The organism is Streptomyces anatolicus, from assembly GCF_019400875.1.
GTDB classification, from domain to species: Bacteria; Actinomycetota; Actinomycetes; order Streptomycetales; family Streptomycetaceae; genus Streptomyces; species Streptomyces anatolicus.
In genome coordinates this window covers 1-21931 of record NZ_WMBF01000060.1, presented here as the reverse complement: position 1 = coordinate 21931, position 21931 = coordinate 1, and the positions used below count along the sequence as shown (strand labels likewise).

At 69.6% G+C, this 21931-nt stretch carries 18 protein-coding genes and 1 riboswitch; of the genes, 9 read left to right on the top strand and 9 right to left on the bottom strand.

All coding sequences use genetic code 11. The features are described from left to right. The first annotated feature begins 110 nt into the window (after positions 1–110). Positions 111–896, top strand: a complete 786-nt coding sequence (gene nagB / locus GKQ77_RS08910; protein WP_219688162.1) for a glucosamine-6-phosphate deaminase — start codon at positions 111–113, stop codon at positions 894–896. A 304-nt stretch (positions 897–1200) separates the two neighbouring features. Here nagB and GKQ77_RS08905 read toward each other — a convergent pair whose 3' ends face one another. From GKQ77_RS08905 to GKQ77_RS08890, 4 genes are all read right to left on the bottom strand, one after another. After that, positions 1201–2697 (bottom strand): glycoside hydrolase family 3 protein, encoded by a 1497-nt coding sequence (locus GKQ77_RS08905; protein ID WP_219688161.1) that lies wholly within the window; start codon positions 2695–2697, stop codon positions 1201–1203. A 6-nt stretch (positions 2698–2703) separates the two neighbouring features. Next, complete coding sequence (locus GKQ77_RS08900) at positions 2704–3534, bottom strand: carbohydrate ABC transporter permease (protein WP_219688160.1); 831 nt, start codon at positions 3532–3534, stop codon at positions 2704–2706. Beyond that, positions 3531–4520 carry a carbohydrate ABC transporter permease gene (locus GKQ77_RS08895; RefSeq protein WP_219688159.1) on the bottom strand — a complete coding sequence of 330 codons (990 nt, stop codon included), beginning with the start codon at positions 4518–4520 and terminating at the stop codon, positions 3531–3533. Before GKQ77_RS08895 ends, GKQ77_RS08900 begins: the two co-directional genes overlap by 4 nt. Positions 4521–4663: 143 nt before the next feature. Continuing rightward, the gene (locus GKQ77_RS08890; protein WP_219688158.1) at positions 4664–5938 is read right to left on the bottom strand and encodes an extracellular solute-binding protein; all 1275 of its coding nucleotides are present in this window, start codon (positions 5936–5938) and stop codon (positions 4664–4666) included. Between the two features lie 325 nt (positions 5939–6263). Between GKQ77_RS08890 and GKQ77_RS08885 the strand changes: the two genes are divergently transcribed. The 8 genes from GKQ77_RS08885 to GKQ77_RS08850 all read left to right on the top strand — a co-directional run bounded on the left by GKQ77_RS08885 (position 6264) and on the right by GKQ77_RS08850 (position 15886). Further along, positions 6264–7046 (top strand): GntR family transcriptional regulator, encoded by a 783-nt coding sequence (locus tag GKQ77_RS08885; RefSeq protein WP_125517996.1) that lies wholly within the window; start codon positions 6264–6266, stop codon positions 7044–7046. 117 nt (positions 7047–7163) lie between these two features. Beyond that, a complete protein-coding gene (locus GKQ77_RS08880; protein WP_219688157.1) occupies positions 7164–9314 on the top strand; it encodes a carbon starvation CstA family protein in 2151 nt (716 codons plus the stop codon). Next, entirely contained in the window at positions 9311–9508 is a 198-nt protein-coding gene (locus GKQ77_RS08875) for a CstA-like transporter-associated (seleno)protein (RefSeq protein ID WP_125515028.1), read from the top strand. The genes GKQ77_RS08880 and GKQ77_RS08875 overlap by 4 nt, the downstream gene beginning before the upstream one ends. A gap of 121 nt (positions 9509–9629) precedes the next feature. After that, positions 9630–9884, top strand: coding sequence for a DUF3311 domain-containing protein (locus tag GKQ77_RS08870; RefSeq protein ID WP_125515027.1), 255 nt, complete (start codon positions 9630–9632; stop codon positions 9882–9884). Next, complete coding sequence (gene mctP / locus GKQ77_RS08865; RefSeq protein WP_219688156.1) at positions 9881–11506, top strand: monocarboxylate uptake permease MctP; 1626 nt, start codon at positions 9881–9883, stop codon at positions 11504–11506. Before GKQ77_RS08870 ends, mctP begins: the two co-directional genes overlap by 4 nt. Before the next feature lie 100 nt (positions 11507–11606). Beyond that, positions 11607–12101, top strand: coding sequence for a GNAT family N-acetyltransferase (locus GKQ77_RS08860; protein WP_219688155.1), 495 nt, complete (start codon positions 11607–11609; stop codon positions 12099–12101). Between the two features lie 102 nt (positions 12102–12203). After that, positions 12204–12326: riboswitch (cobalamin riboswitch) on the top strand. A 132-nt stretch (positions 12327–12458) separates the two neighbouring features. Further along, positions 12459–14864, top strand: coding sequence for a ribonucleoside-diphosphate reductase subunit alpha (locus GKQ77_RS08855; RefSeq protein ID WP_219688154.1), 2406 nt, complete (start codon positions 12459–12461; stop codon positions 14862–14864). Next, a complete protein-coding gene (locus tag GKQ77_RS08850) occupies positions 14864–15886 on the top strand; it encodes a ribonucleotide-diphosphate reductase subunit beta (RefSeq protein WP_219688153.1) in 1023 nt (340 codons plus the stop codon). The genes GKQ77_RS08855 and GKQ77_RS08850 overlap by 1 nt, the downstream gene beginning before the upstream one ends. An 88-nt stretch (positions 15887–15974) precedes the next feature. Here the strand turns inward: GKQ77_RS08850 and GKQ77_RS08845 are convergent, their stop codons facing one another. From GKQ77_RS08845 to GKQ77_RS08825, 5 genes are all read right to left on the bottom strand, one after another. Then, on the bottom strand, positions 15975–17351 hold the full coding sequence (locus tag GKQ77_RS08845) for a bifunctional albaflavenone monooxygenase/terpene synthase (protein ID WP_219688152.1): 1377 nt from the start codon (positions 17349–17351) through the stop codon (positions 15975–15977). Beyond that, the gene (gene cyc1 / locus GKQ77_RS08840; protein ID WP_372459848.1) at positions 17348–18460 is read right to left on the bottom strand and encodes an epi-isozizaene synthase; all 1113 of its coding nucleotides are present in this window, start codon (positions 18458–18460) and stop codon (positions 17348–17350) included. Before cyc1 ends, GKQ77_RS08845 begins: the two co-directional genes overlap by 4 nt. A 305-nt stretch (positions 18461–18765) precedes the next feature. Then, positions 18766–19416, bottom strand: a complete 651-nt coding sequence (gene def, locus GKQ77_RS08835; protein ID WP_219688150.1) for a peptide deformylase — start codon at positions 19414–19416, stop codon at positions 18766–18768. Positions 19417–19515: 99 nt separating this feature from the next. Continuing rightward, positions 19516–20496 carry a tetratricopeptide repeat protein gene (locus GKQ77_RS08830; protein WP_219688149.1) on the bottom strand — a complete coding sequence of 327 codons (981 nt, stop codon included), beginning with the start codon at positions 20494–20496 and terminating at the stop codon, positions 19516–19518. Positions 20497–20635: 139 nt separating this feature from the next. After that, positions 20636–21880, bottom strand: coding sequence for an HD-GYP domain-containing protein (locus GKQ77_RS08825; protein WP_219688163.1), 1245 nt, complete (start codon positions 21878–21880; stop codon positions 20636–20638). Between the last annotated feature and the right edge of the window lie 51 nt (positions 21881–21931).

Sequence of the window (21931 nt, the reverse complement as noted above, 5' to 3'; positions counted from 1 at the left end):
GAGGGGAGCATGGAGCGGGGGGAGGACTGGTGTTCTGATGGCGGGGCTCTGCTAGATTGGTCTATACCACCAGTCCTCTTGAGTCCCCTCTCCAGATCGGCAGGCCCAGCGTGGAAGTTGTCATCGTCCCGGACGCCAAGGCAGGCGGCGAGCTGATCGCGGAGGCCATGGCCGCCCTGGTGCGCCGCAAGCCTGACGCCCTGCTCGGTGTCGCCACCGGATCCACTCCCCTGCCCATCTATGAGGCGCTGGCCGCCAAGGTCGCCGCCGGTGCCGTGGACGCGTCGCGGGCGCGGATCTGCCAGCTCGACGAGTATGTGGGGCTGCCGGTCGGGCACCCCGAGTCGTACCGCTCCGTGGTGCTGCGCGAGGTCGTCGAGCCGCTCGGGCTGAGCGAGGCCTCCTTCATGGGGCCCGACGGCAGCGCCGAGGACGTGCAGGCGGCGTGCGAGGCGTACGACAAGGCGCTCGCCGAGGCCGGTGGGGTCGACCTCCAGCTCCTGGGGATCGGGACCGACGGGCACATCGGGTTCAACGAGCCCTGCTCCTCGCTCGCCTCTCGTACGCGCATCAAGACGCTGACCGAGCAGACGCGGGTGGACAACGCGCGCTTCTTCGACGGGGACATCGAGCAGGTCCCCCACCACGTCATCACCCAGGGCATCGGGACGATCCTGGAGGCGCGGCACCTGGTGCTGCTGGCCACGGGTGAGGGCAAGGCGGACGCGGTGGCGGCGACGGTGGAGGGGCCGGTCGCCTCGGTCGTTCCGGCGTCGGCGCTCCAGCTGCATCCGCATGCCACGGTCGTCGTCGACGAGGCCGCCGCGTCCAAGCTGAAGCTCGCGGACTACTTCCGGCACACCTACGCGGACAAGCCGGCCTGGCAGGGGCTGTAAGCGCACGCCGCTCATGACGAGGGGGGCGTACCCGGCCGGGTACGCCCCCCTCGTCGTATCGCCGGTGGCCGCCCGCCATCAGCCAGCGACCGCCGGTCTTCGGCGCCAGCCCTGAGCCAGTGGTTGCCGGTCTTCGGCGTCAGCCGCCAGCCATCAGCCCTCGGCCCTCAGTCTTCGCGCCCGCCATAAGCCAGCGGCCGCCGGTCTTCGGCGTCAGCCGGCGCCCATCAGGCGCCAGCCACCAGTCGTCGGCCACCAGCCGACGGCCGTCAGCCATCAGCCGGCGACCGCCAACCATCGGGCGTCAGGCGCCCGTGATGATCTCCGCTGCCGCCTCGCCGCAGACGCGGGCCGCGCCCCGCGTCGCGATGTGGAGGGAGCCGGTCGGGGGGGACTGGGGGACGCCCATTTCCACCACCACGGTGTCCGGGCGGGATGCCACGAGGGTGCGTACCGCCGAGGACATCCACGCGTGGCGGTGTTCGTCGCGGACCACCGCGATGATGCGGCGCTGTCCCGCTGCCGCCAGGGCCTCCGCGCCCGCCGTGGTGCCGGAGAAGCTGCCCGATGCCGTGCCGGGGAGCCGGCGTGCCAGCTCGGCGGTGACGCCCCACGGGGTCTCGTCGCCGACCGCGATGTTCGGGAGCGGGGTGAAGGTGGCGACGTAGGGCGCCTCGGTGACCGGGGCGGCGTAGGTCTCGCCGCGCGTGACCGTCAGCGCGCGGCGGGCCGCGACCAGGCCGATTCCGGTGTCGGGCGCGCCCCCCGAACGCTCGGCCGCGCCCGACACGGAAGCCCAGCCCGCCAGCGCCCGCACGCGGTCCGCGGCGTCGGCCAGACGCTCCTCGGGCAGCTCGCCCGAGCGCACCGCCGCGACGAAGGCGTCCCGCAGTCGCAGGACGGTGCCCTCGTCCGAGGGGCCGCCGCCCACGCAGATCGCGTCGGCGCCCGCGGCGACGGCGAGGACGCAGCCGCGCTCGAAGCCGTACCGGCCCGCGATGGCCTCCATGTCCATGCCGTCGGTGACGATCAGGCCGTCGTAGCCGAGTTCCCCGCGCAGGAGGTCGGTGAGGATGCGGCGGGAGACCGTGCCGGGGTTCTCCGGGTCCAGGGCGGGGGCGAGGATGTGGGCGCTCATCACGGCCCGCGTGCCGGCGGCGAGCGCGGCGCGGAACGGCGCGAGGTCGCGGGAGTTCAGCACGTCCCGGTCGACGTCGATGACCGGCACGGAGTGGTGCGAGTCGATCGCCGTGTCGCCGTGGCCCGGGAAGTGCTTGGCGGAGGTGGCGACGCCGGACGACTGCATGCCCTCGATGTACGCGGCGGTGTGCCGGGCCACGAGGAGAGGGTCCGCGCCGAAGGAACGTACGCCGATGACGGGATTGTCGGGGTTGGCGTTGACGTCGGCGGAGGGCGCCCAGTTGAAGTTGATGCCGCAGGCGGCCAGACGGCGGCCGAGGTCGGCGGCCACGTCACGGGTGAGCGCGGTGTCGTCCACGGCGCCGAGTGCGTGGTTGCCCGGGTAGGAGGAGCCGGTGCGCACCTCGAGACGGGTGACGTCGCCGCTCTCCTCGTCGATGGCGACCAGCAGGTCGTCGCGCTCGGCCCGCAGCTGCGCGGTGAGGGCGGCGACCTGCTCGGCGGTCTCGACGTTGCGGCCGAACAGGCCGACGGAGGCGAGGCCTTCGCCGATCCTGCGGCGCAGCCACTCCGGTGCGGTGGTGCCGTCGAAGCCGGGCTGGAGGACGGCGAGGGCGTTGCGGGTGAGGGTGTCACCGGCGGGTGTGGCAAGTGTCGTCATCAGGCGTTATCCCTTCACTGCGCCATCGGCCAGGCCGCTGACGGCCCTGCGCTGCAGGAAGACGAAGAGGATCAGGATGGGGAGGGCGAAGAGCGAGGCCGCGGCCATCGTGGCGCCCCAGTCGTCGCCGAAGGCGGTCTGGAAGCTGGAGAGCCACACCGGCAGGGTCTTGGCCTCGGCCTCCTTGTTGAGCACGAGGACCAGCGGGAACTCGTTCCAGGCGGTGATGAAGCCGAAGAGCGAGGTCGACATCAGGCCCGGCGCGAGCAGCGGCAGGATCACCCGGCGGAAGGCCTGCATGCGCGTGCAGCCGTCGACCATGGCGGATTCCTCGAGCTCCTTGGGCACGGCGGCGACGAAGCCGCGCAGCGTGAGGAGGGTGAAGGGCAGGATCATCACCATGTAGAAGAGGGTGAGCGGGATCAGGCTGTTCAGCATGTCCGCGTCGCGCACGATCATGTAGATCGCGATGACCATGACTTCCCAGGGCGCCATCTGGGCGAGCATGAAGCCGATGATGAAGCCGCGCCGCCCCTTGAACCGCATCCGCGCGAGGGCGAACGCCGCGGTCACGCCGATGATGAGCGAGAAGATGACGGCGCCGGCCGTGACGGTGATCGAGTTGCCGACCATCGTCCAGAAGTGGTCGGCGTCCATCGCCGTCTTGAAGTGTTCGAGCGTGGCGTCGGTCGGGAACCAGACCGGGTCCTCGCTGAGGATGTCGCCGGCCGGCTTGAACGCCGTCGCGAACATCCAGTAGACGGGGAAGACGAAGATCAGGAAGAGAACGACGGCGGTCAGGTTGGGCCAGATCCGGCCCAGCGGCGAGCGCTTCACAGCTCGTCCTCCTCTTGCTTGAGCACGATCCGCAGGTAGTACGAGGTGATGGCCAGCAGGATGACGATGGTGAGCAGCGCGATCGCCGCGCCCATGCCGAAGTGCTGGTTGCCCATGCCCTCGATGTAGGCGTAGACGGGCAGGATCTCGGTGAGCCGGTCAGGGCCGCCCTCGTTGAGCGTGAAGACCTGCACGAACGCCTTGAAGACCCAGATGATCTCCAGGAACGTCGTGGCGTAGAGGAAGGGGCGCAGGTACGGCATGGTGACCGAGGTGAACTGCTTCCAGGCGCCGGCGCCGTCCAGCGAGGCGGCCTCGTACAGCTCCTTGGGGATGGTCGTCGTGGCGGCGTAGAGGTTGATCGCCACGAAGGGGATCGACTGCCAGACGATCAGGAGCAGCACCACGAAGAAGGTCGAGTACTGCGTGGCCAGCCAGTCGTGGTCGGCCATCGACTCGAAGCCGATCTTGGCGAGTACCCAGTTGATGACGCCGAAACGCTGTGCGAACAGCCACTGGTAGACGGTGGTCGAGGCGACGACGGGCATCGCCCAGGCCAGCACGAGTCCGACCATGAGCAGCGTGCGCATCTTGCGGCCGAGGCGGGCGAGGAGCAGGCCGACCAGCATGCCGAGGATCATGATGAGTACGACGTTGGCCGCGGTGAAGGCGACCGAGCGGCCGGTGACCCGCCAGAAGTCCTCGCCGGTGAGGACCTCCTTGTAGTTGTCGAATCCGTTCCACTCCGTGAGGTGCAGAATGAACTGCCTCATGTTGAGGTTCTGGAACGACAGCATCCCGTTGGTCACCAGCGGCCAGCCGAGCAGCAGCAGGGTGGCGACGATCGCGGGGGCCAGGAGCAGATAGGGCGTCAGGCCGGCGAGACGTCCTGGGCCCCTGCGCGGGCCACGTGGTCGTGGTCCGCCGTCCGGAGTCTGCACCTCCGTCGGGCCGGAGGGCGGCCGTTCGGTCTTCTGCACGGTCATGCTCGCCATCTCTTTCGTGGGCATCGCGGTACGCAGAGGCGTGGGCTGCGCGGAACGCAGAGGCGTGGGCTGCGCGGAACGCAGAGGTGAGCCGGGGGCGGCGAGGGCATCTCACCCGCCGCCCCCGGCGAGAGGAGGCGTCCTTACTGCTTCTGCGAAAGGCGCTTGTTCAGCTCGCCCTCGACCTGCTCGGCGGCGGCCGCGGGCGACTTACCGTTGAGCACCGCGGTCATGTAGTTCTTGATCGGGTTCGGCGGGTTCTCGACCGCGCCCCACTCCGGGATCAGCGGCGTGATGCCGCCGCCGGGGGTGGCGGGGGACATGGCCTTGGCGGCCGGGTTGCCCGCGAGCGAGGACTTCAGCGACTCCTTGTTGGGGATGACGCCGCCTTCCTTGGCGAACTGACCCTCGAACTTGTCCGACAGCGCGATCTTCAGGAACTCCTTGGCCAGCTCCTGCTTCTTGCTGGTCGCGGCGATGGCGAGGTTGGAGCCGCCGAGGAAGACGCCCTCGGGCTTGTCCGCCGTGGCGCCCGGGATCGTGAAGTAGCCGATGTCCTTCTCGATCTTCTTGTCGGCCTTGATGGCCAGGTCGGCCTCCCACGGCATGCCGATGAACGTGGCGGTCTTGCCCTTGCCGAAGACCTCGCCCTGCTGCGGCGTGGCCTCGTCCTTGTTCTTGGGCGCCTTGGAGAGCTTCTGGAACTCCTGGTAGGTCTTCATGGCCTTGGCGACCTTGGGGTCACCGAGGTTGGAGACGTACTTGTCGCCGTCCTTCTTGACCAGCTCGGCGCCCTCACCGATGGTCAGGCCGACGAAGTGGTACCAGAACTGGCCCGGCATGTAGATCGGCTCGGCGTCGGTCTTCTCGCCGATCTGCTTGAGGTCCTTGAGGAACTCGGCGCGGGTCTTGGGGGTGTCCTTGATGCCGGCCTCGGCCCAGATCTTCTTGTTGTAGATCACCACGCGGTTGAGGACGAACCACGGGGCGGCGTACTGCTTGCCGTCGACGACGGAGGCCTTGTTCATGGAGTCGGTCCACTCGGAACCGATCGACTCCTTGAGGTCACCCAGCTCGGCGAGGCCGCCCGTCTTGGCGTACGCGGCGGTCTGGGTGTTGCCGATCTCGAAGACGTCCGGCGGGTTCTCCTCGGAGAGGGCCGTGGTCAGCTTCTGCTGGATGCCGTTCCACTGCTGGACCTCGAACTTCAGCTTCGCGCCGGTCTTCTTCTCGAAGGCCGCCGTGACATCCTTCTGCCACGTGTCCGGCGTCGAACCGTCCATCGCCCAGAGCGTCAGCGTCTCGCCCTTGAAGCCGTCGGCACCGCCGGACTTCTTGTCCCCGTCGTCACTGCCGCAGGCCGCGACCGAGACCAACATGCCCGCGACACCGATGGCCGCTATGAGCTTGCGCTTCACGTCACCCTCCTCAAGGGATGCCAGTCAACCCCCCACCCGCAGCGACCGAATGGACCGAGATCTGCCCGTGGGACTGGAACCTGGTCTTTAATGGTGTAGACCAGTACGGGGAGCTTGGCCTAGACCTTTAGGGGTGTCAAGGGTGTATAAGAAGGGCTGTCACGTCCGTTATCGGACCGACACCTGAGCGGGCAAGGCCTTCCCCCAAGCTCTCGACTTCGCTCGACCAGGGGGCGCCCCCATGGCCCGTACCGTGCCACGATGTGAGCCGCGACAGACGGAGGAGCCGGTGACGGCAGCAGCACAGGAGCCGGGAAGGCAGGCCATGGGCACCGAAGCGGGCAGTACGGGGACCGACGCGGGCGCAGCCGCGGAGGCCCCGACCGTCGGCCGGACGGCGCGCGTGCCCAAGTACTACCGCCTGAAGCGGCACTTGCTCGACATGACGGAGACGCTGCCGCCCGGCACCCCCGTCCCCCCGGAGCGCACGCTCGCCGCCGAGTTCGACACCTCGCGCACCACGGTCCGCCAGGCCCTCCAGGAGCTGGTCGTCGAGGGGCGCCTCGAGCGCATCCAGGGCAAGGGCACCTTCGTCGCCAAGCCGAAGGTCTCCCAGGCACTCCAACTCACCTCGTACACCGAGGACATGAGGGCCCAGGGCCTGGAGCCGACCTCCCAGCTCCTGGACGTCGGGTACATCACCGCCGACGACACCCTTGCCGGGCTGCTCGACATCGGCGCGGGCAGCCGCGTCCTGCGCATCGAGCGGCTGCGCCTGGCCAACGGCGAGGCGATGGCCATCGAGACCACGCACCTGTCCGCCAAGCGCTTCCCCGCGCTGCGCCGCTCCCTGGTCAAGTACACCTCGCTCTACACCGCGCTCGCCGAGGTGTACGACGTCCATCTCGCCGAGGCCGAGGAGACCATCGAGACCTCGCTGGCCACCCCGCGCGAGGCGGGCCTGCTCGGCACCGACGTCGGCCTGCCGATGCTGCTGCTCTCCCGGCACTCGCTGGACGCCGCGGGCCGGCCGGTGGAGTGGGTCCGCTCGGTCTACCGCGGCGACCGCTACAAGTTCGTGGCCCGCCTCAAGCGCCCCACGGACTGACCCGCGCCCCGGGGGTCTGGCGCGGATCACTTCCCTGTTCTACGTTCCTCCCGTCATCGCATGACGCACGTCGGCGCATGACGCACGTCATCGCACGATGAACGGGAGGACGACCCGGTGCGCAGAGCAGATCCCCGATCCATCGCCGTCTGGACCGTCGTGGCGCTGGTCGGCGCCGCGGGCTGGACCGTCCTGGCGCTCGCGCGCGACGAGGAGGTGTCGGCCGCCTGGATGGTGGCCGCGGCCCTCGGCTCGTACGCCATCGCGTACCGCTTCTACTCCAAGTTCATCGCGTACAGGGTCCTGAGGGTCGACGCGCGCCGGGCCACGCCCGCCGAACGGCTCGACAACGGCATCGACTACCACCCGACCGACCGCCGCGTCCTGCTCGGCCACCACTTCGCGGCGATCGCGGGCGCGGGACCGCTGGTGGGGCCCGTACTCGCCGCCCAGATGGGGTATTTGCCGGGGACGATCTGGATCGTCGTCGGCGTGATCTTCGCGGGTGCCGTGCAGGACATGGTCGTGCTGTTCTTCTCGACGCGGCGCGACGGCAAGTCGCTCGGGCAGATGGCGCGGGACGAGATCGGTCCTTTCGGCGGGGCCGCCGCGCTGCTCGCCGCCTTCGCCATCATGATCATCCTGCTCGGGGTGCTCGCCCTGGTGATCGTCAACGCGCTCGCCGAGTCGCCGTGGGGCACCTTCTCCATCGCGATGACCATCCCGATCGCGCTGCTGATGGGCTTCTACCTGCGTGTCCTGCGCCCGGGCCGGGTCAGCGAGGTCTCCCTCATCGGCATCGCGCTGCTGCTGATCGCGCTGGTCGCCGGGCGCTGGGTCGCCGAGTCCTCGCTCGCGGACACCTTCACCCTCGCGCCCTCGACGCTGGTCGTCTGGCTGGTCGCGTACGGCTTCGTCGCCTCGATCCTGCCGGTGTGGATGCTGCTCGCGCCGCGCGACTACCTCTCCACCTTCATGAAGATCGGCACCATCCTGCTGCTCGCGGTCGGCGTCCTCGTCACCCTGCCGACGCTGCGGATGGACCCGGTGACCGACTTCGCCTCGCGCGGCGACGGGCCGGTCTTCGCGGGCTCGCTCTTCCCCTTCGTCTTCATCACCATCGCGTGCGGGGCCCTGTCCGGCTTCCACGCGCTGATCTCCTCGGGCACCACACCGAAGATGATCCAGAAGGAGACGCAGGTCCGGATGATCGGCTACGGCTCCATGCTGATGGAGTCGTCCGTCGCGATCATGGCGCTCGTCGCGGCGTCGATCATCGACCCGGGGCTGTACTTCGCGATGAACGCGCCGGCGGGTGTCGTCGGCGACACCGTGCAGGAGGCGTCGAAGGCGGTCGCGGGCTTCGGCTACTCCATCTCCCCCGCCGAGCTGGCCCAGGCCGCGAAGAACGTGGAGGAGTCCTCGCTGCTCTCGCGCACGGGCGGCGCGCCCACGCTCGCGGTCGGTGTCTCCGAGATCTTCTCGAAGGTCACCGGCGGCTCGATGCGGGCCTTCTGGTACCACTTCGCGATCATGTTCGAGGCGCTCTTCATCCTCACCGCGCTCGACGCGGGCACGCGCGTGGGCCGCTTCATGCTCCAGGACATGCTCGGCAACGTCTACAAGCCCTTCAGGAACGTGAGCTGGAAGCCGGGACTCATCCTGACCAGCGCGGTCGTCACCGGCCTCTGGGGCTACTTCCTGTGGGTGGGCGTGCACGAGCCGCTCGGCGGGATCAACCAGCTCTTCCCGGTCTTCGGCATCGCCAACCAGCTCCTCGCCGCCGTCGCCCTCACCGTCTGCACCACGCTGCTCGTGAAGTCCGGCCGCCTCAAGTGGGCCTGGATCACGGCGGTCCCGCTCGCCTGGGACGCGACGGTGACGCTCACCGCGAGCTGGCAGAAGGTCTTCTCCGGCGACCGGCGGGTCGGGTTCTTCACCCAGCGCTCGATCTACCAGGACGCCATCGACGACGGCAAGGTCCTGCCGCCCGCCAAGTCCATGGACGACATGCACACCGTCGTCACCAACTCCACGGTGGACGGCGTCCTTTCGGCCGTGCTCGCCCTGCTCATCGTCATCGTGATCGCCGACGCGGCACGGGTCTGCTACCGGCACATCAGCGACCCCGAGGCGTCCCGGCTCAGCGAAGCGCCCTTCGTGGAGTCGAGGTTGACGGCGCCGGCCGGCCTCTTCCCGACGCCGGAGGAGAAACGGGAGGCCCTGGCGGAGCGGGAAGCGCTGGAGAAGGCGGAGCCGACGCGATGACCTGGCTGCTGCGGGGTGTGCGCTGGATGCGGTGGTACGTCCGTGAACTGACCGACGAGTCGGCGTACGAGCGGTACGTGGCGCATGTACGCAAGGACCATCCGGCGGCGACGGTTCTCAGCCGCCGCGCGTTCGAACGTATGCGGACGGACCGTCAGGAGTCGGATCCCCGCCAGGGCTTCCGCTGCTGCTGAGCAGGGAGTTCGGCCCCTCCGACATGTGTCCGTTATGCGGACAGGGGTTCCATACACCGAGACCGTGGCTTAGATTTCCCGCACGTTAAGCATGGGATAAGTGAGGGAACGGAGCCGCGACATGTCAGATGCGCCTGAAGTGAACAGACCGGTGGTCACGCCGGTCCGCGTGGTCATCGCAGCCTGCCTTGTCGCACCCTTCGTGGCAATGCTCTGGGTGGGTTCGTACGCGAAGATCGAACCGACCTTCATCGGCATCCCGTTCTTCTACTGGTACCAGATGCTCTGGGTGCTCATCTCGACACTGCTCACGATGATCGCGTACAAGCTGTGGCAGCGTGACCAGCGCGCCCGCAAGGAAGGTGCGCGGTCATGAACGGCGGAGTCAACGGCGTCGCGCTCGCCGTCTTCATCTTCTTCTTCATAGCGGTCACCGTCATGGGCTTCCTCGCCGCCCGCTGGCGCAAGGCCGAGACCGAGAGCCTGGACGAATGGGGCCTCGGCGGCCGGTCGTTCGGCACCTGGGTCACCTGGTTCCTGCTCGGCGGCGACCTCTACACCGCGTATACGTTCGTGGCCGTCCCCGCGGCGATCTACGCGGCCGGTGCGGCGGGGTTCTTCGCGGTGCCGTACACGATCCTCGTCTATCCGCTGATCTTCACCTTCCTGCCGCGCCTGTGGTCGGTCTCGCACAAGCACGGCTATGTGACGACCTCCGACTTCGTGCGCGGCCGCTTCGGGTCGAAGGGGCTCTCGCTGGCCGTCGCGGTCACCGGCATCCTCGCGACGATGCCCTACATCGCGCTCCAACTCGTCGGCATCCAGGCTGTCCTCGACGTCATGGGCGTCGGCGGCGGCCCGGACACCAACTGGTTCATCAAGGACCTGCCGCTCCTGATCGCCTTCGCGGTGCTCGCCGCGTACACCTACTCGTCGGGGCTGCGCGCGCCCGCGCTGATCGCGTTCGTGAAGGACGGGCTGATCTACCTCGTCATCGTCGTGGCGATCATCTACATCCCGATCAAGCTCGGCGGCTTCGACGACATCTTCGCCAAGGCGGGCGACGCCTTCGCGCAGACCAACCCGGCGACCGACAAGCCGCGCGGCGCCCTCGCGCCCGCCGAGGCCGGACAGTGGACGTACGCGACGCTCGCGCTCGGCTCGGCCCTCGCGCTCTTCATGTACCCGCACTCGATCACGGCGACGCTCTCCTCCAAGAGCCGTGACGTGATCCGCCGCAACACCACGATCCTGCCGCTGTACTCGCTGATGCTGGGCCTGCTCGCGCTGCTCGGCTTCATGGCGATCGCGGCGGGGATCAAGGTGGAGAACGGCCAGTTGGCGATCCCGCAGCTGTTCGAGGACATGTTCCCCGACTGGTTCACTGGCGTGGCGTTCGCGGCCATCGGCATCGGCGCGCTGGTCCCGGCGGCCATCATGTCGATCGCGGCCGCGAACCTCTTCACCCGCAACATCTACAAGGACTTCATCAGGCCCGACGCGACGCCCGCGCAGGAGACCAAGGTCTCCAAGCTGGTCTCGCTGCTGGTGAAGGTCGGCGCGCTCGCCTTCGTCCTCACCATGGACAAGACCGTCGCGATCAACTTCCAGCTCCTGGGCGGCATCTGGATCCTGCAGACGATGCCCGCGCTGGTCGGCGGCCTGTTCACGCGCTGGTTCCACCGCTGGGCGCTGCTCGCGGGCTGGGCGGTCGGCATGGTCTACGGCACGCTGGCCGCGTACGGCGTCGCCTCGCCGACGCAGAAGCACTTCGGCGGATCCTCCGATACGATCCCGGGCATCGGTGAGATCGGCTACATCGGCCTCACCGCCTTCGTCCTGAACGTGATCGTCACCGTGGTCCTCACCTTCGCCCTGAAGGCGCTGAAGGCCCCGGAGGGCATCGACGAGACCTCTCCCGGGGACTACACCGCGGACGCGGGCGACCCCGGCGTCATGGAGGAGCTGCCCAAGGCGACCGCGGGCGCCGGGCACTGACCCACTCGCCGCCGCAGCGGAGGGCCGCCGGAAAGTCGGCGGCCCTCCGTCGTGAAAAATCGGCGGCCCTCCGTCGTACTCGTGTTGCACACTGCGCCGCATGGACATCACGATCAGAGAAGCACGACCCGAGGAGTACGAGGCGCTGAGCGCCCTCACCGCGCAGGCCTATCTCGCCGACGGCCACCTGGACTTCGGGGAGGACGACCCCTACCTCGCCGTGCTGCGGGACGTGCCGGGACGCGCGGCGCACGCCGAGATCCTCGTCGCCGAGGACGCGGGAAAGGTGCTCGGCGGCGTCACCTACGTCCCCTCCGGCGGGCCGATGGCCGACATCGCGGGCGTGAACGACGCGGAGATACGGATGCTCGCCACCTCCCCCGAGGCACGCGGCCGGGGCGTCGGCGAAGCGCTCGTACGGGAGTGCGTGCGACGCGCCAAGGAAGCGGGCCGCGCCTCGCTCGTACTGTCCACGCAGACGTCCATGCACGCCGCCCACCGGCTGTACGAGCGCCTCGGCTTCGTACGGACGCCTGAGCGCGACTGGCGGCCGATCGAGACGGTGCCACTGCTGACGTACGCGCTGAAGCTCTAGCCGTACGCTCTGAAACTCCAGCCATACCCGCTGAAGCTTTAGCCACCACTCCGCGAGCCGACACAAGATGTGGGTCCGCTTCAGAGGCCCGGCACAAGATGTATGCTCGTGCTCGCTGTCGCCGCAGGGGAATCCGGTGCAAGTCCGGAACTGTCCCGCAACGGTGCATGTGTACGTCTTTGGCGTACGCGGAGTCCGAGGACCTGCCGACAGTGCGCCCGAGCCATCCGGCCCGGGTGCCGACCGTCCGGGCCTCGTGGAGTGGGCCGGTGGACGCGGTACGCCGCCCTGCCCGGGTGCGCCCGTGTGCGCCCCTTCCCTCCCCCTGGCCCAGAGCCGAGCGAGGGAGTGCCCCACGTGACCATCGCGCCCGCCGAACCCGCGTCAGCGCCGTCGACGCCCACCGCCCAGGGTGCCGAAGGAACCGACGGGCCAGGGGCCGCGCTGCTGCGCACCCTGACCGACCTCACCGCCGACCTCCCCGACGCCGACCCCGGCCGGGTCGCCGCCGCCGCGCTGCGCGGCCGCTCGGCGCGCGCCGACGAGTCGGAGCTGCGGGAGCTGGCCACCGAGGCGGCGGCGGGGCTCATCTCCGAGGACCCGGCGTACTCCAAGCTGGCGGCCCGGCTCCTGTCGATCGGCATCCGCGAGGAGGCGGCCACGCAGGGCGTGCGCTCCTTCACCGACTCCGTCGCCGTCGGCCACCGCGAGGGCCTGATCGCCGACCGCACGGCGTCCTTCGTGACCGAGCACGCGGCCCGGCTCGACGCGCTGGTGGAGGCCGCGCTCGCCGACGGCGCCGACTTCCGCTTCGAGTACTTCGGACTGCGCACCCTGCACAGCCGCTATCTGCTGCGCCACCCGATCACCCGTCAGGTCATCGAGGCCCCGCAGCACTTCATGCTGCGCGTGGCGAGCGGCCTCGCGGAGGACGGCAGCGAGCGCGCGCTCGACGAGGTCGCCTCGCTGTACCGCCTGATGAGCCGCCTGGACTATCTGCCGTCCTCGCCGACGCTCTTCAACTCCGGCACCCGGCACCCCCAGATGTCCTCCTGCTACCTCCTCGACTCCCCGCTGGACGAGCTGGACTCGATCTACGACCGCTACCACCAGGTCGCGCGGCTCTCCAAGCACGCGGGCGGCATCGGACTCTCGTACTCGCGCATCCGTTCCCGGGGTTCGCTGATCCGGGGCACGAACGGGCACTCGAACGGCATCGTGCCGTTCCTGAAGACCCTGGACGCCTCGGTCGCCGCCGTGAACCAGGGCGGCCGGCGCAAGGGCGCGGCCGCCGTCTACCTGGAGACCTGGCACTCCGACATCGAGGAGTTCCTGGAGCTGCGCGACAACACCGGTGAGGACGCGCGCCGCACGCACAACCTCAACCTCGCGCACTGGATCCCGGACGAGTTCATGCGCCGGGTCGCCGCCGACCAGGACTGGTCGCTGTTCTCCCCGGCCGACGTGCCCGAGCTGGTCGACCTGTGGGGCGAAAAGTTCGACGCCGCCTACCGCGCCGCGGAGGCCGCCGGCCTCGCGAAGAAGACCATCCCGGCCCGCGACCTGTACGGCCGCATGATGCGCACCCTCGCGCAGACCGGCAACGGCTGGATGACGTTCAAGGACGCCGCCAACCGCACCGCCAACCAGACCGCCGAGCCCGGCCACACCGTGCACTCCTCGAACCTCTGCACGGAGATCCTGGAGGTGACCGACGACGGCGAGACGGCGGTCTGCAACCTCGGCTCGGTGAACCTCGGGGCGTTCGTGGACCAGGCGAGCGGCGACATCGACTGGGAGCGTCTGGACGAGACCGTCCGCACCGCCGTCACCTTCCTCGACCGCGTCGTCGACATCAACTTCTACCCGACCGAGCAGGCCGGGCGCTCCAACGCCAAGTGGCGCCCGGTGGGTCTCGGCGCGATGGGCCTGCAGGACGTCTTCTTCCAGCTGAAGCTGCCCTTCGACTCCCCCGAGGCGCGCGCCCTCTCCACCCGTATCGCCGAGCGGATCATGCTCGCCGCGTACGAGGCATCGGCCGGCCTCGCCGAGCGCCACGGCCCGCTGCCCGCCTGGGAGAAGACCCGCACCGCGCGCGGCGTGCTCCACCCCGACCACTACGGCGTCGAGCTGACCTGGCCGCAGCGGTGGGCGGCCCTGCGGGAACGTATCGCCGCGACCGGCATGCGCAACTCGCTGCTGCTCGCCATCGCGCCGACCGCCACCATCGCGTCCATCGCGGGTGTGTATGAGTGCATCGAGCCGCAGGTCTCCAACCTCTTCAAGCGCGAGACGCTCAGCGGTGAGTTCCTCCAGGTCAACGCCTATCTGGTGCAGGAGCTGAAGCGGCTCGGCGTCTGGGACGCGCAGACCCGCGAGGCGCTGCGCGAGGCCAACGGCTCGGTGCAGGGCTTCGGCTGGATCCCCGAGGAGGTCCGCGCGCTGTACCGCACGGCGTGGGAGATCCCGCAGCGCGGCCTGATCGACATGGCGGCCGCGCGCACGCCCTTCCTCGACCAGGCGCAGTCGCTCAACCTCTTCCTGGAGACGCCGACCATCGGCAAGCTCTCCTCGATGTACGCCTACGCCTGGCAGCGGGGCCTGAAGACCACGTACTACCTGCGCTCGCGCCCCGCCACCCGCATCGCCCGCGCGGCCGGCGGTTCGAACGCCACCGCCGCTCCCGTCCCCGCGCAGGTCACGGCCGAAGAGGCCGTCGCCTGCTCCCTGGAAAACCCCGAGTCCTGCGAGGCCTGCCAGTAATGTCCAGCACCACCAACTCCGAGAAGAACCTCCTCGACCCGGGCTTCGAGCTGACCCTGCGCCCCATGCGCTACCCGGACTTCTACGAGCGCTACCGGGACGCGATCAAGAACACCTGGACGGTGGAGGAGGTCGACCTCCACTCGGACGTCGCCGACCTGGCGAAGATGACGCCCGAGGAGCAGCACCTGATCGGCCGGCTGGTCGCGTTCTTCGCGACCGGTGACTCGATCGTCTCCAACAACCTGGTGCTCACGCTCTACAAGCACATCAACTCCCCCGAGGCGCGGCTGTACTTGAGCCGTCAGCTCTTCGAGGAGGCCGTGCACGTCCAGTTCTATCTGACGCTGCTCGACACGTATCTGCCCGACCCCGAGGACCGGGCGGCCGCGTTCGACGCGGTGGAGGAGATCCCCTCGATCCGCGAGAAGGCGCAGTTCTGCTTCAAGTGGATGGACTCGGTCGAGAAGCTGGACCGCCTGGAGACCCAGGCCGACCGCCGCCGCTTCCTGCTCAACCTCATCTGCTTCGCCGCGTGCATCGAGGGCCTCTTCTTCTACGGGGCGTTCGCCTACGTCTACTGGTTCCGCAGCCGGGGCCTGCTGCACGGCCTCGCGACCGGCACGAACTGGGTGTTCCGCGACGAGACGATGCACATGAGCTTCGCCTTCGACGTGGTGGACACGGTCCGCAAGGAGGAGCCCGAGCTGTTCGACGACGCGCTCCAGACGCAGGTCACGGACATGCTGAAGGAGGCCGTCGAGGCCGAGCTGCAGTTCGCCCGCGATCTGTGCGGCGACGGTCTGCCGGGCATGAACACCGACTCGATGCGCGCCTACCTGGAGTGCGTCGCCGACCAGCGCCTCCAGCGCCTCGGCTTCGCGCCGGTCTACGGCTCGGAGAACCCGTTCTCCTTCATGGAGCTGCAGGGCGTGCAGGAGCTGACCAACTTCTTCGAGCGGCGGCCCTCGGCCTACCAGGTCGCCGTCGAGGGGTCGGTCTCCTTCGACGACGAGTTCTAGGAGCGTTCTCCAGGAGCGTGTTCCAGGAGCGTGTGTGTCCGCCCCGTCACGGGGGGCGGGGCGGACACACCGGGGCACGGCGGCCCCCTCAGCGCGGTTCGGCCCGCAGGACGAGGCGCTTGGGGTGCAGGGTGATCCCGACGCGGGTGCCGGCGTCGGTCTCCGCGACCGGCGCCAGGCGCCACTTCGGGACCACCGTCCCCAGGATCAGGGCCAGTTCGGCCAGGCTGAAGTGGTCCCCGGGGCACTTTCGGTTGCCGACGCTGAACGGCATCATCGCGAACTCCGGTACGTCGGCGGCGCGTTCCGGTTTCCAGCGGTCCGGGTCGAACTCCAGATGCCGCTCGAAGGAACGCGGGTCGCGCTGCATCGCGTACACGCTGTAGACGATGTCCGCACCGGCCGGAATGCGATAGCCGCCCAGTTCGGTCGCGGCGACGGACCGGCGCGTGAATATCCAGGCGGCAGGTCGTATGCGCATGGCCTCCGTGATGACATTGCGGAGGTGCGGCAGGGCGCCCAGATCGGCGAATGTGATCGCGCGGTCCCTTGCCACGGAATTTACTTCTTCAACCAACCGCCTTTCCTGCTCGGGGTGTTCGGTGAGCAGCTGGAAGGTCCACGCCAATGTCGACGCGACATTCTCCGCTCCGGCGACGACGAGGGAAACCACGTGGTCGTGGATCTCCTGGTCGGCTATGGGCGCCCCGGATTCGTCCGTGGCCCGCAGCAATTCCGCCAGCAGGTCGTCCGGCCCGCCGGGTCCCGCCGAGCGGCGCTCCGCGATGATCTCGTCGACGAGCGCGTGCAGGTCGGCGAGCGCGCTCTCGAAGCGCCGGTTGGCGGGCGTCGGCACGCGGTAGAGCGGTCCGACCGAGAGCACCATCCGGCGGTAGAGGCCCTGGAAGACGGTGTGCAGCGAGTCGGCGATGCGGTCGGCCTTCTCGCCGATCGACTCCACCTCCAGGAGCGAGCGCGAGACGATGCGCACGGCCGTGCGGAACATCTCCGCGCTCACGTCGACCGTCGCCCCGGGGTTCCAGCGGGCCGCCGTCGCCCGCGCCTCCTCCTCCATCACCTTGGCGTAGTCGGCGATCCGCTCGGGCCGGAACGCGGGCTGCATCATCCGCCGCTGGCGCCGGTGCAGCTTGCCGTTGCTGGTCGCCACGCCCTTGCCGAGGAGCACTTCCAGGGTCTCCCAGAGCGGCCCGCCGACGATGAACTCGGGGCGCTTGAGGAGGGCGCCGACCAGCTCCGGGTCGCAGACCGCGTACGCCGTCCTGGGCCCCAGCCTGATCCGTACGAGATCCCCGTGGTCGCGCAGCGCCGAGAGGAAGCCGAGCGGATCGCGCACGAGGTTCCAGGCGTGGCCGAGCAGGGGGGCGCCGCCCTTGACGAGCGGCGGGGTGCGCAGCGGGCCGGGTCCTGACGCGGCCGGGACGGGTATCGCGGATTCGACGCTCATTCCTCACCCACCAGTTCGTTTTCCGCCAGGGCAGCTTCCGTCACATACGGGGGAATGGACCGGTCGTCCCAGCTGTCCACCCGATAGCGGCCGGATTCGTGATGGAACCAGTACACGGAAGAGAACCAGTTCCGCATATTGAAGACGCAGGATTTCACCGTGTCCGCGAGTTTCTTTCCCTCCGCGGTTCCGTCGGACAGTTGGTCGGCGAGCAGCAGCACTTCCTTCTCGGCTTCGAGGAAATCCGCGACGCATTGGGTGACCCGCCGGTGGACTTCCCGTACGGCCTGTTCGAGCGTCAGCCCCTCGTGGTGGATGAGGCTTATCCCGAGATTGTGCAGTTCGTCTCCCGCCAGTTCTTTGGGGAGTGAACACAGGTCGTTGTACCAGGCCGAGAAGTCCTGGGTCGCGAGGGCCGCGTCGCGGTACGCGGGGTGTTTCCTTATGACGCGCGGCAGTTCGTGGCGCGCGGTGGGTTCGAGCAGGTCGATCCACGCCCAGTGCGCGAAGGTGAGGCGGCGCAGCTCCACGTACGCCTCGACGGTGGGGACCGTGCCGCTGCGCCGGTTTCTGAACTCCTGGTCGTACGCCTCGATCACGGGGTGGAAGTGGCGGGCGAACCTGGCGTTCCAGCTGGGGCCGAGGAAGCCGTACAGGCGGCGGACGCAGTCCGCGAACCCGGCGACCAGGGGGTCGCGGTGGTGGAGGTACTGCCGGGGTTCGTCGAGGGCGCCGTGCAGGCCGCGGCAGAGCCACCGCCACTGCGCCGCCCTGCCGTGCACCGAGTCCCTGTCGTGCCGGTCGTCCCAGGCGAAGAACCAGCTGCTGAGATCCGCTATCGCGGTGAGCAACTCGTCCGGCGCGCCAATGTAGTAGCCCGCCACCAGGTCGGTGTAGCAGAGGCTGTCCGCGTACCGCTCGACCTTGTCCGGCGGCATGAGCCGCATTTCGCGCAGCCAGGACCTGGACTTCTCCTGAAGCTTTGGCCAATACGGGTGCAGACGGCGAGGAAAATCTGCCTCGATCACTGGAACGGTCAGAGCCGGTGGGACAGATACCACCTGAGTGTGTGGCTGTGTCTGTGAAGTGCTTCCGGAATATGCAGGCACGGACAAACCCCTTTCAGCCGCCTGGGCGGCACACGCCCCTCCCCCGTGCCGGGCGCGCGCCGTTGCGTATCCCCGCGTCGCTTTCCATTCAGCACCACAACTGACCGTTCAGGGAACAGTTTTGCGCCATTCACTACCCCCCAGTGCTGAGAACATCCCCGTACGTGACTGATTATGGATCTTCAACAGCCGGTTTTGCTCGCACTGGTGAGCGGCTTACGCCAACGGCCCCTGGCCGGGGTGGAGTTCCCGACCAGGGGCCGCTGGTGTCACTTGGTTCCCGCGCCGCTCAGGCGGCGCGTGCGTCAGTCGTTGGGCACCACGGGGTAGCGCGGCGTGCCCTCCGCCATCTGGCGCAGCGCGTCCTTGCGCTCCCGCTTGGAGAGGCGGTCGATGTACAGGTAGCCGTACAAATGGTCCGTCTCGTGCTGGAGGCAGCGCGCGAAGTAGCCACCGCCGCGCACCTTGATGGGGTTGCCCTTCTCGTCCTGCCCGGTCACCTCGGCGTAGTCCGGGCGGGCCAGGTCGACATAGGCGGTCGGCACGGAGAGGCAGCCCTCGCCCGAGTCGTCGAGGCGGCGCTGGTCGGCGGGCAGCTCGCGCAGGACCGGGTTGCAGACGACGCCGACGTGGCGCACGCCCTGGTCGTCCATGCAGTCGTAGACGAAGACCTTCAGGTCGACGCCGATCTGGTTGGCGGCGAGGCCGACGCCCTGCGCGGTGCGCTGGCTGGCGAACATGTCGTCGACCAGCTTGGCCAGCTCGTCGTCGAAGGCGGTGACGTCCTTGCACTCCTTGTGCAGGACCGGGTTGCCGACGACCGTGATCGGCCGGGACGTGCCGCGCTCGCGATAGGCCGTCTCGCGCTCCTCGCAGTCCTCCGTGTCGATGACGAAGCCCTCGTCGTCGACGGGGAGCACCCCGCCGGAGGCCTGCTGCTCAGTGTCCTGCGCCATGTCCGCCGTAAGCCTTCCGTGAAACCCTCAAGAGTTTGTGCCGGTACAGCCTACGGCGAAGTGCGGCCGCGCCTCCTCGGGTCGGCGGACCTCCTCGGGTCAGCAGACCTCTTCGAGATCCCGCCAGTCCCGCGAGTCCGGGCTGTCCGCCACCCAGCTGTCGAGGAGCCCGCGCACCAGGGCGGCCGGCGCCGCGATGCCGCACTCCCGCTCCGGCACCCAGATCGCGCCCGGGCTGCGGTGGCCGAGCGGGCCCGGATGGCCCGGCTCGCTGTGGTCGTGCGGGTCCAGGTGCTCGCCGTCGCCCTCGTCGCTCGGCATCCGCGACTCGGAGCACATGCGGCACAGCAGCCGCACGGAGGACGACCAGTCCTCGGCGGCGAAGCCCGCGTCGGCCGCGAGCTGCTCCAGCGCGTCCCGGTCGTCCTCGGTGGCGGCCTCCAGGAGGACCACCCAGGTCGGCACGGGCGAGGGCGCCCACAGCTCGATCTCGTCGAACACGGGATACGAGTGTCCGGCCGCCGTCGTCCGCTCGCCGTGCGGGACGCCGTCGTGCAGCACGACCTCGCCCCAGCGGCGCCCGGAGGAGGGCAGCGGGATGGACAGCACCTCGATGCGCGCGGGATCCAGCCTGCGGCCCCACACCACCTCGGCCTCGCCCTCCGGGGAGAGCCGGACGGCCGCGCTGCCCAGCTCCATGCCCGTCGGCTCGCCGGACGCGGCCACCCCGCCGGGCACCCGCAGGCCGTACGCCTGCCAGGCGCGGCGGGCCAGCGGCCAGTCCTGGAGCGCGGTCGCCGCGATGCCCACGTTCCACCAGTCCGGGGCACCCGCCGAGCGGTCCAGGAGCGCGACGGCCCGCAGCCCCGCGGCCCGCGCCTGCTCCCAGTCGTGCCGGAACTTGTGCAGCAGAGCGAGGTTGAACCAGGACTCGGACAGCCACGGCTCCAGATCCGCCGCACGCGTGAGCAGCGCCCCCGCGTCCTCGTACCGGCCGTCGCCGATCAGCGTGAACGCGCGGTCGGTCGCCTGCCGCCATGAGGCGGAGGGCCGGTGCCGTCCCTTGCCGAAGATCCTCACGATTCCCGCCTGATTCCCGCCTGTCACGATTTGTCGGAAGTCCCATCTGATGAGGGCGCGGCGTCGGGTCGATGCCCCCGTGCACCCTCTTCTTCGCATCCAACCACGTACGGTCGGACAGCCGCTCATTACCCATGGGTTACCCAGCCGGGGGCGAGCTAAGGCCACCCCGCGACACCACCCTCGCCAGGGACTCCACGACCTCGGGCTGATAGTCGTGGCCGGTGGCCAGACGCAGCCGCTCCAAGGCGTTGAGCGGCCCCCCGAGGGCCCCCGATGGTCCTTCTCCCCGCGCCATCTCGTCGTACGCGTTCGCGGTGCGCACAATACGCGCCGTGAGCGGCTGATCGCGGTACGGGTCGGCCTGGCGCTCCACGACGACGGCGACCGCGGAGTCCACCCCGGTCTGCCGTACGACCGCGCCGCCGAGCAGGGCTATTCGGCGCTGCTGCGCCTCCGGCAGGGCGGCGGTGGCGCCCTCGGGGACGGGGTCGACGAGGGACAGCTGGCCGATGTCGTGCATCAGCGCCGCGTACTCGAGGACGGTGAGGTCGGGTCCGGTGAGCCCGAGGTCGCGCCCGACGGCCAAGCTGAGCCCGGCGACTCGGTGGGCGTGGCCCTGCGGGGTGTATCCGGCGATCTCGGTGGCCCTGGCAAGCGAGGCGATGGTCTGCCGGTAGGTGGCCCGCACCGCCGCGTACCGCCGGAAGGCCAGCTGGGTGAGGAGCAGCGGGAGGCTGAACACGGGCAGCGCCCACAGTCCCGCCACGGCGACCGCGAGCGCCATCACGGCCCCGGTGGCGCAGACGGCGGAGCCGATGCCGAGCATGGCCCGCAGTTCGTCGCGGAGCAGGGGGCCGAACGGCCAGCGGGTGCGGGCGTGGGCCATCGCGGCGGCGAGGACGGCGTCGCAGAGCGCGGTGAGGACGAGCAGGGCGACGATGACGAGCGCGTACCAGGGGCCGTGGCCTGCCCAGTCCTTCAACTTGCCGGAGTTGTAGAGGGGTTGGAAGCAGACGGCGGCGAACGCGACGGTCAGTACGCGCCGCGCCATCTGGTCGGGTGTGGGCCCGCGGCCGAGCGCCACGTGCGGTACGGCTCCCACGAGGGCTGCCGCGACGACCACGGCGATCACCTGGGGCGCGCCGTGGTGCGTGGCCGTCCCGGCGTTCTGCCCGAGCAGTGCGTACGCCAGGGCCCCCGCGGCCCCCAGCGGCGCGGGCTCCCGCTGCCTCCCACTCCCCCACCGGGCCAGCTCCCCGAGCCCGATCATCACCCCAAAAGCAAGCGCGACGGGCCTCTCGGCGATCCCGTACCAAAGGGTCCACGCGAGAGAAACACACGCGATCACTGCCGCGAGGCCGTAGGCGACTGTTGTGGGCAGGCGTCCCGACGTCCCCGTTGTGGGCAGGCGTCCCGCAGGGCGGGACGGGTG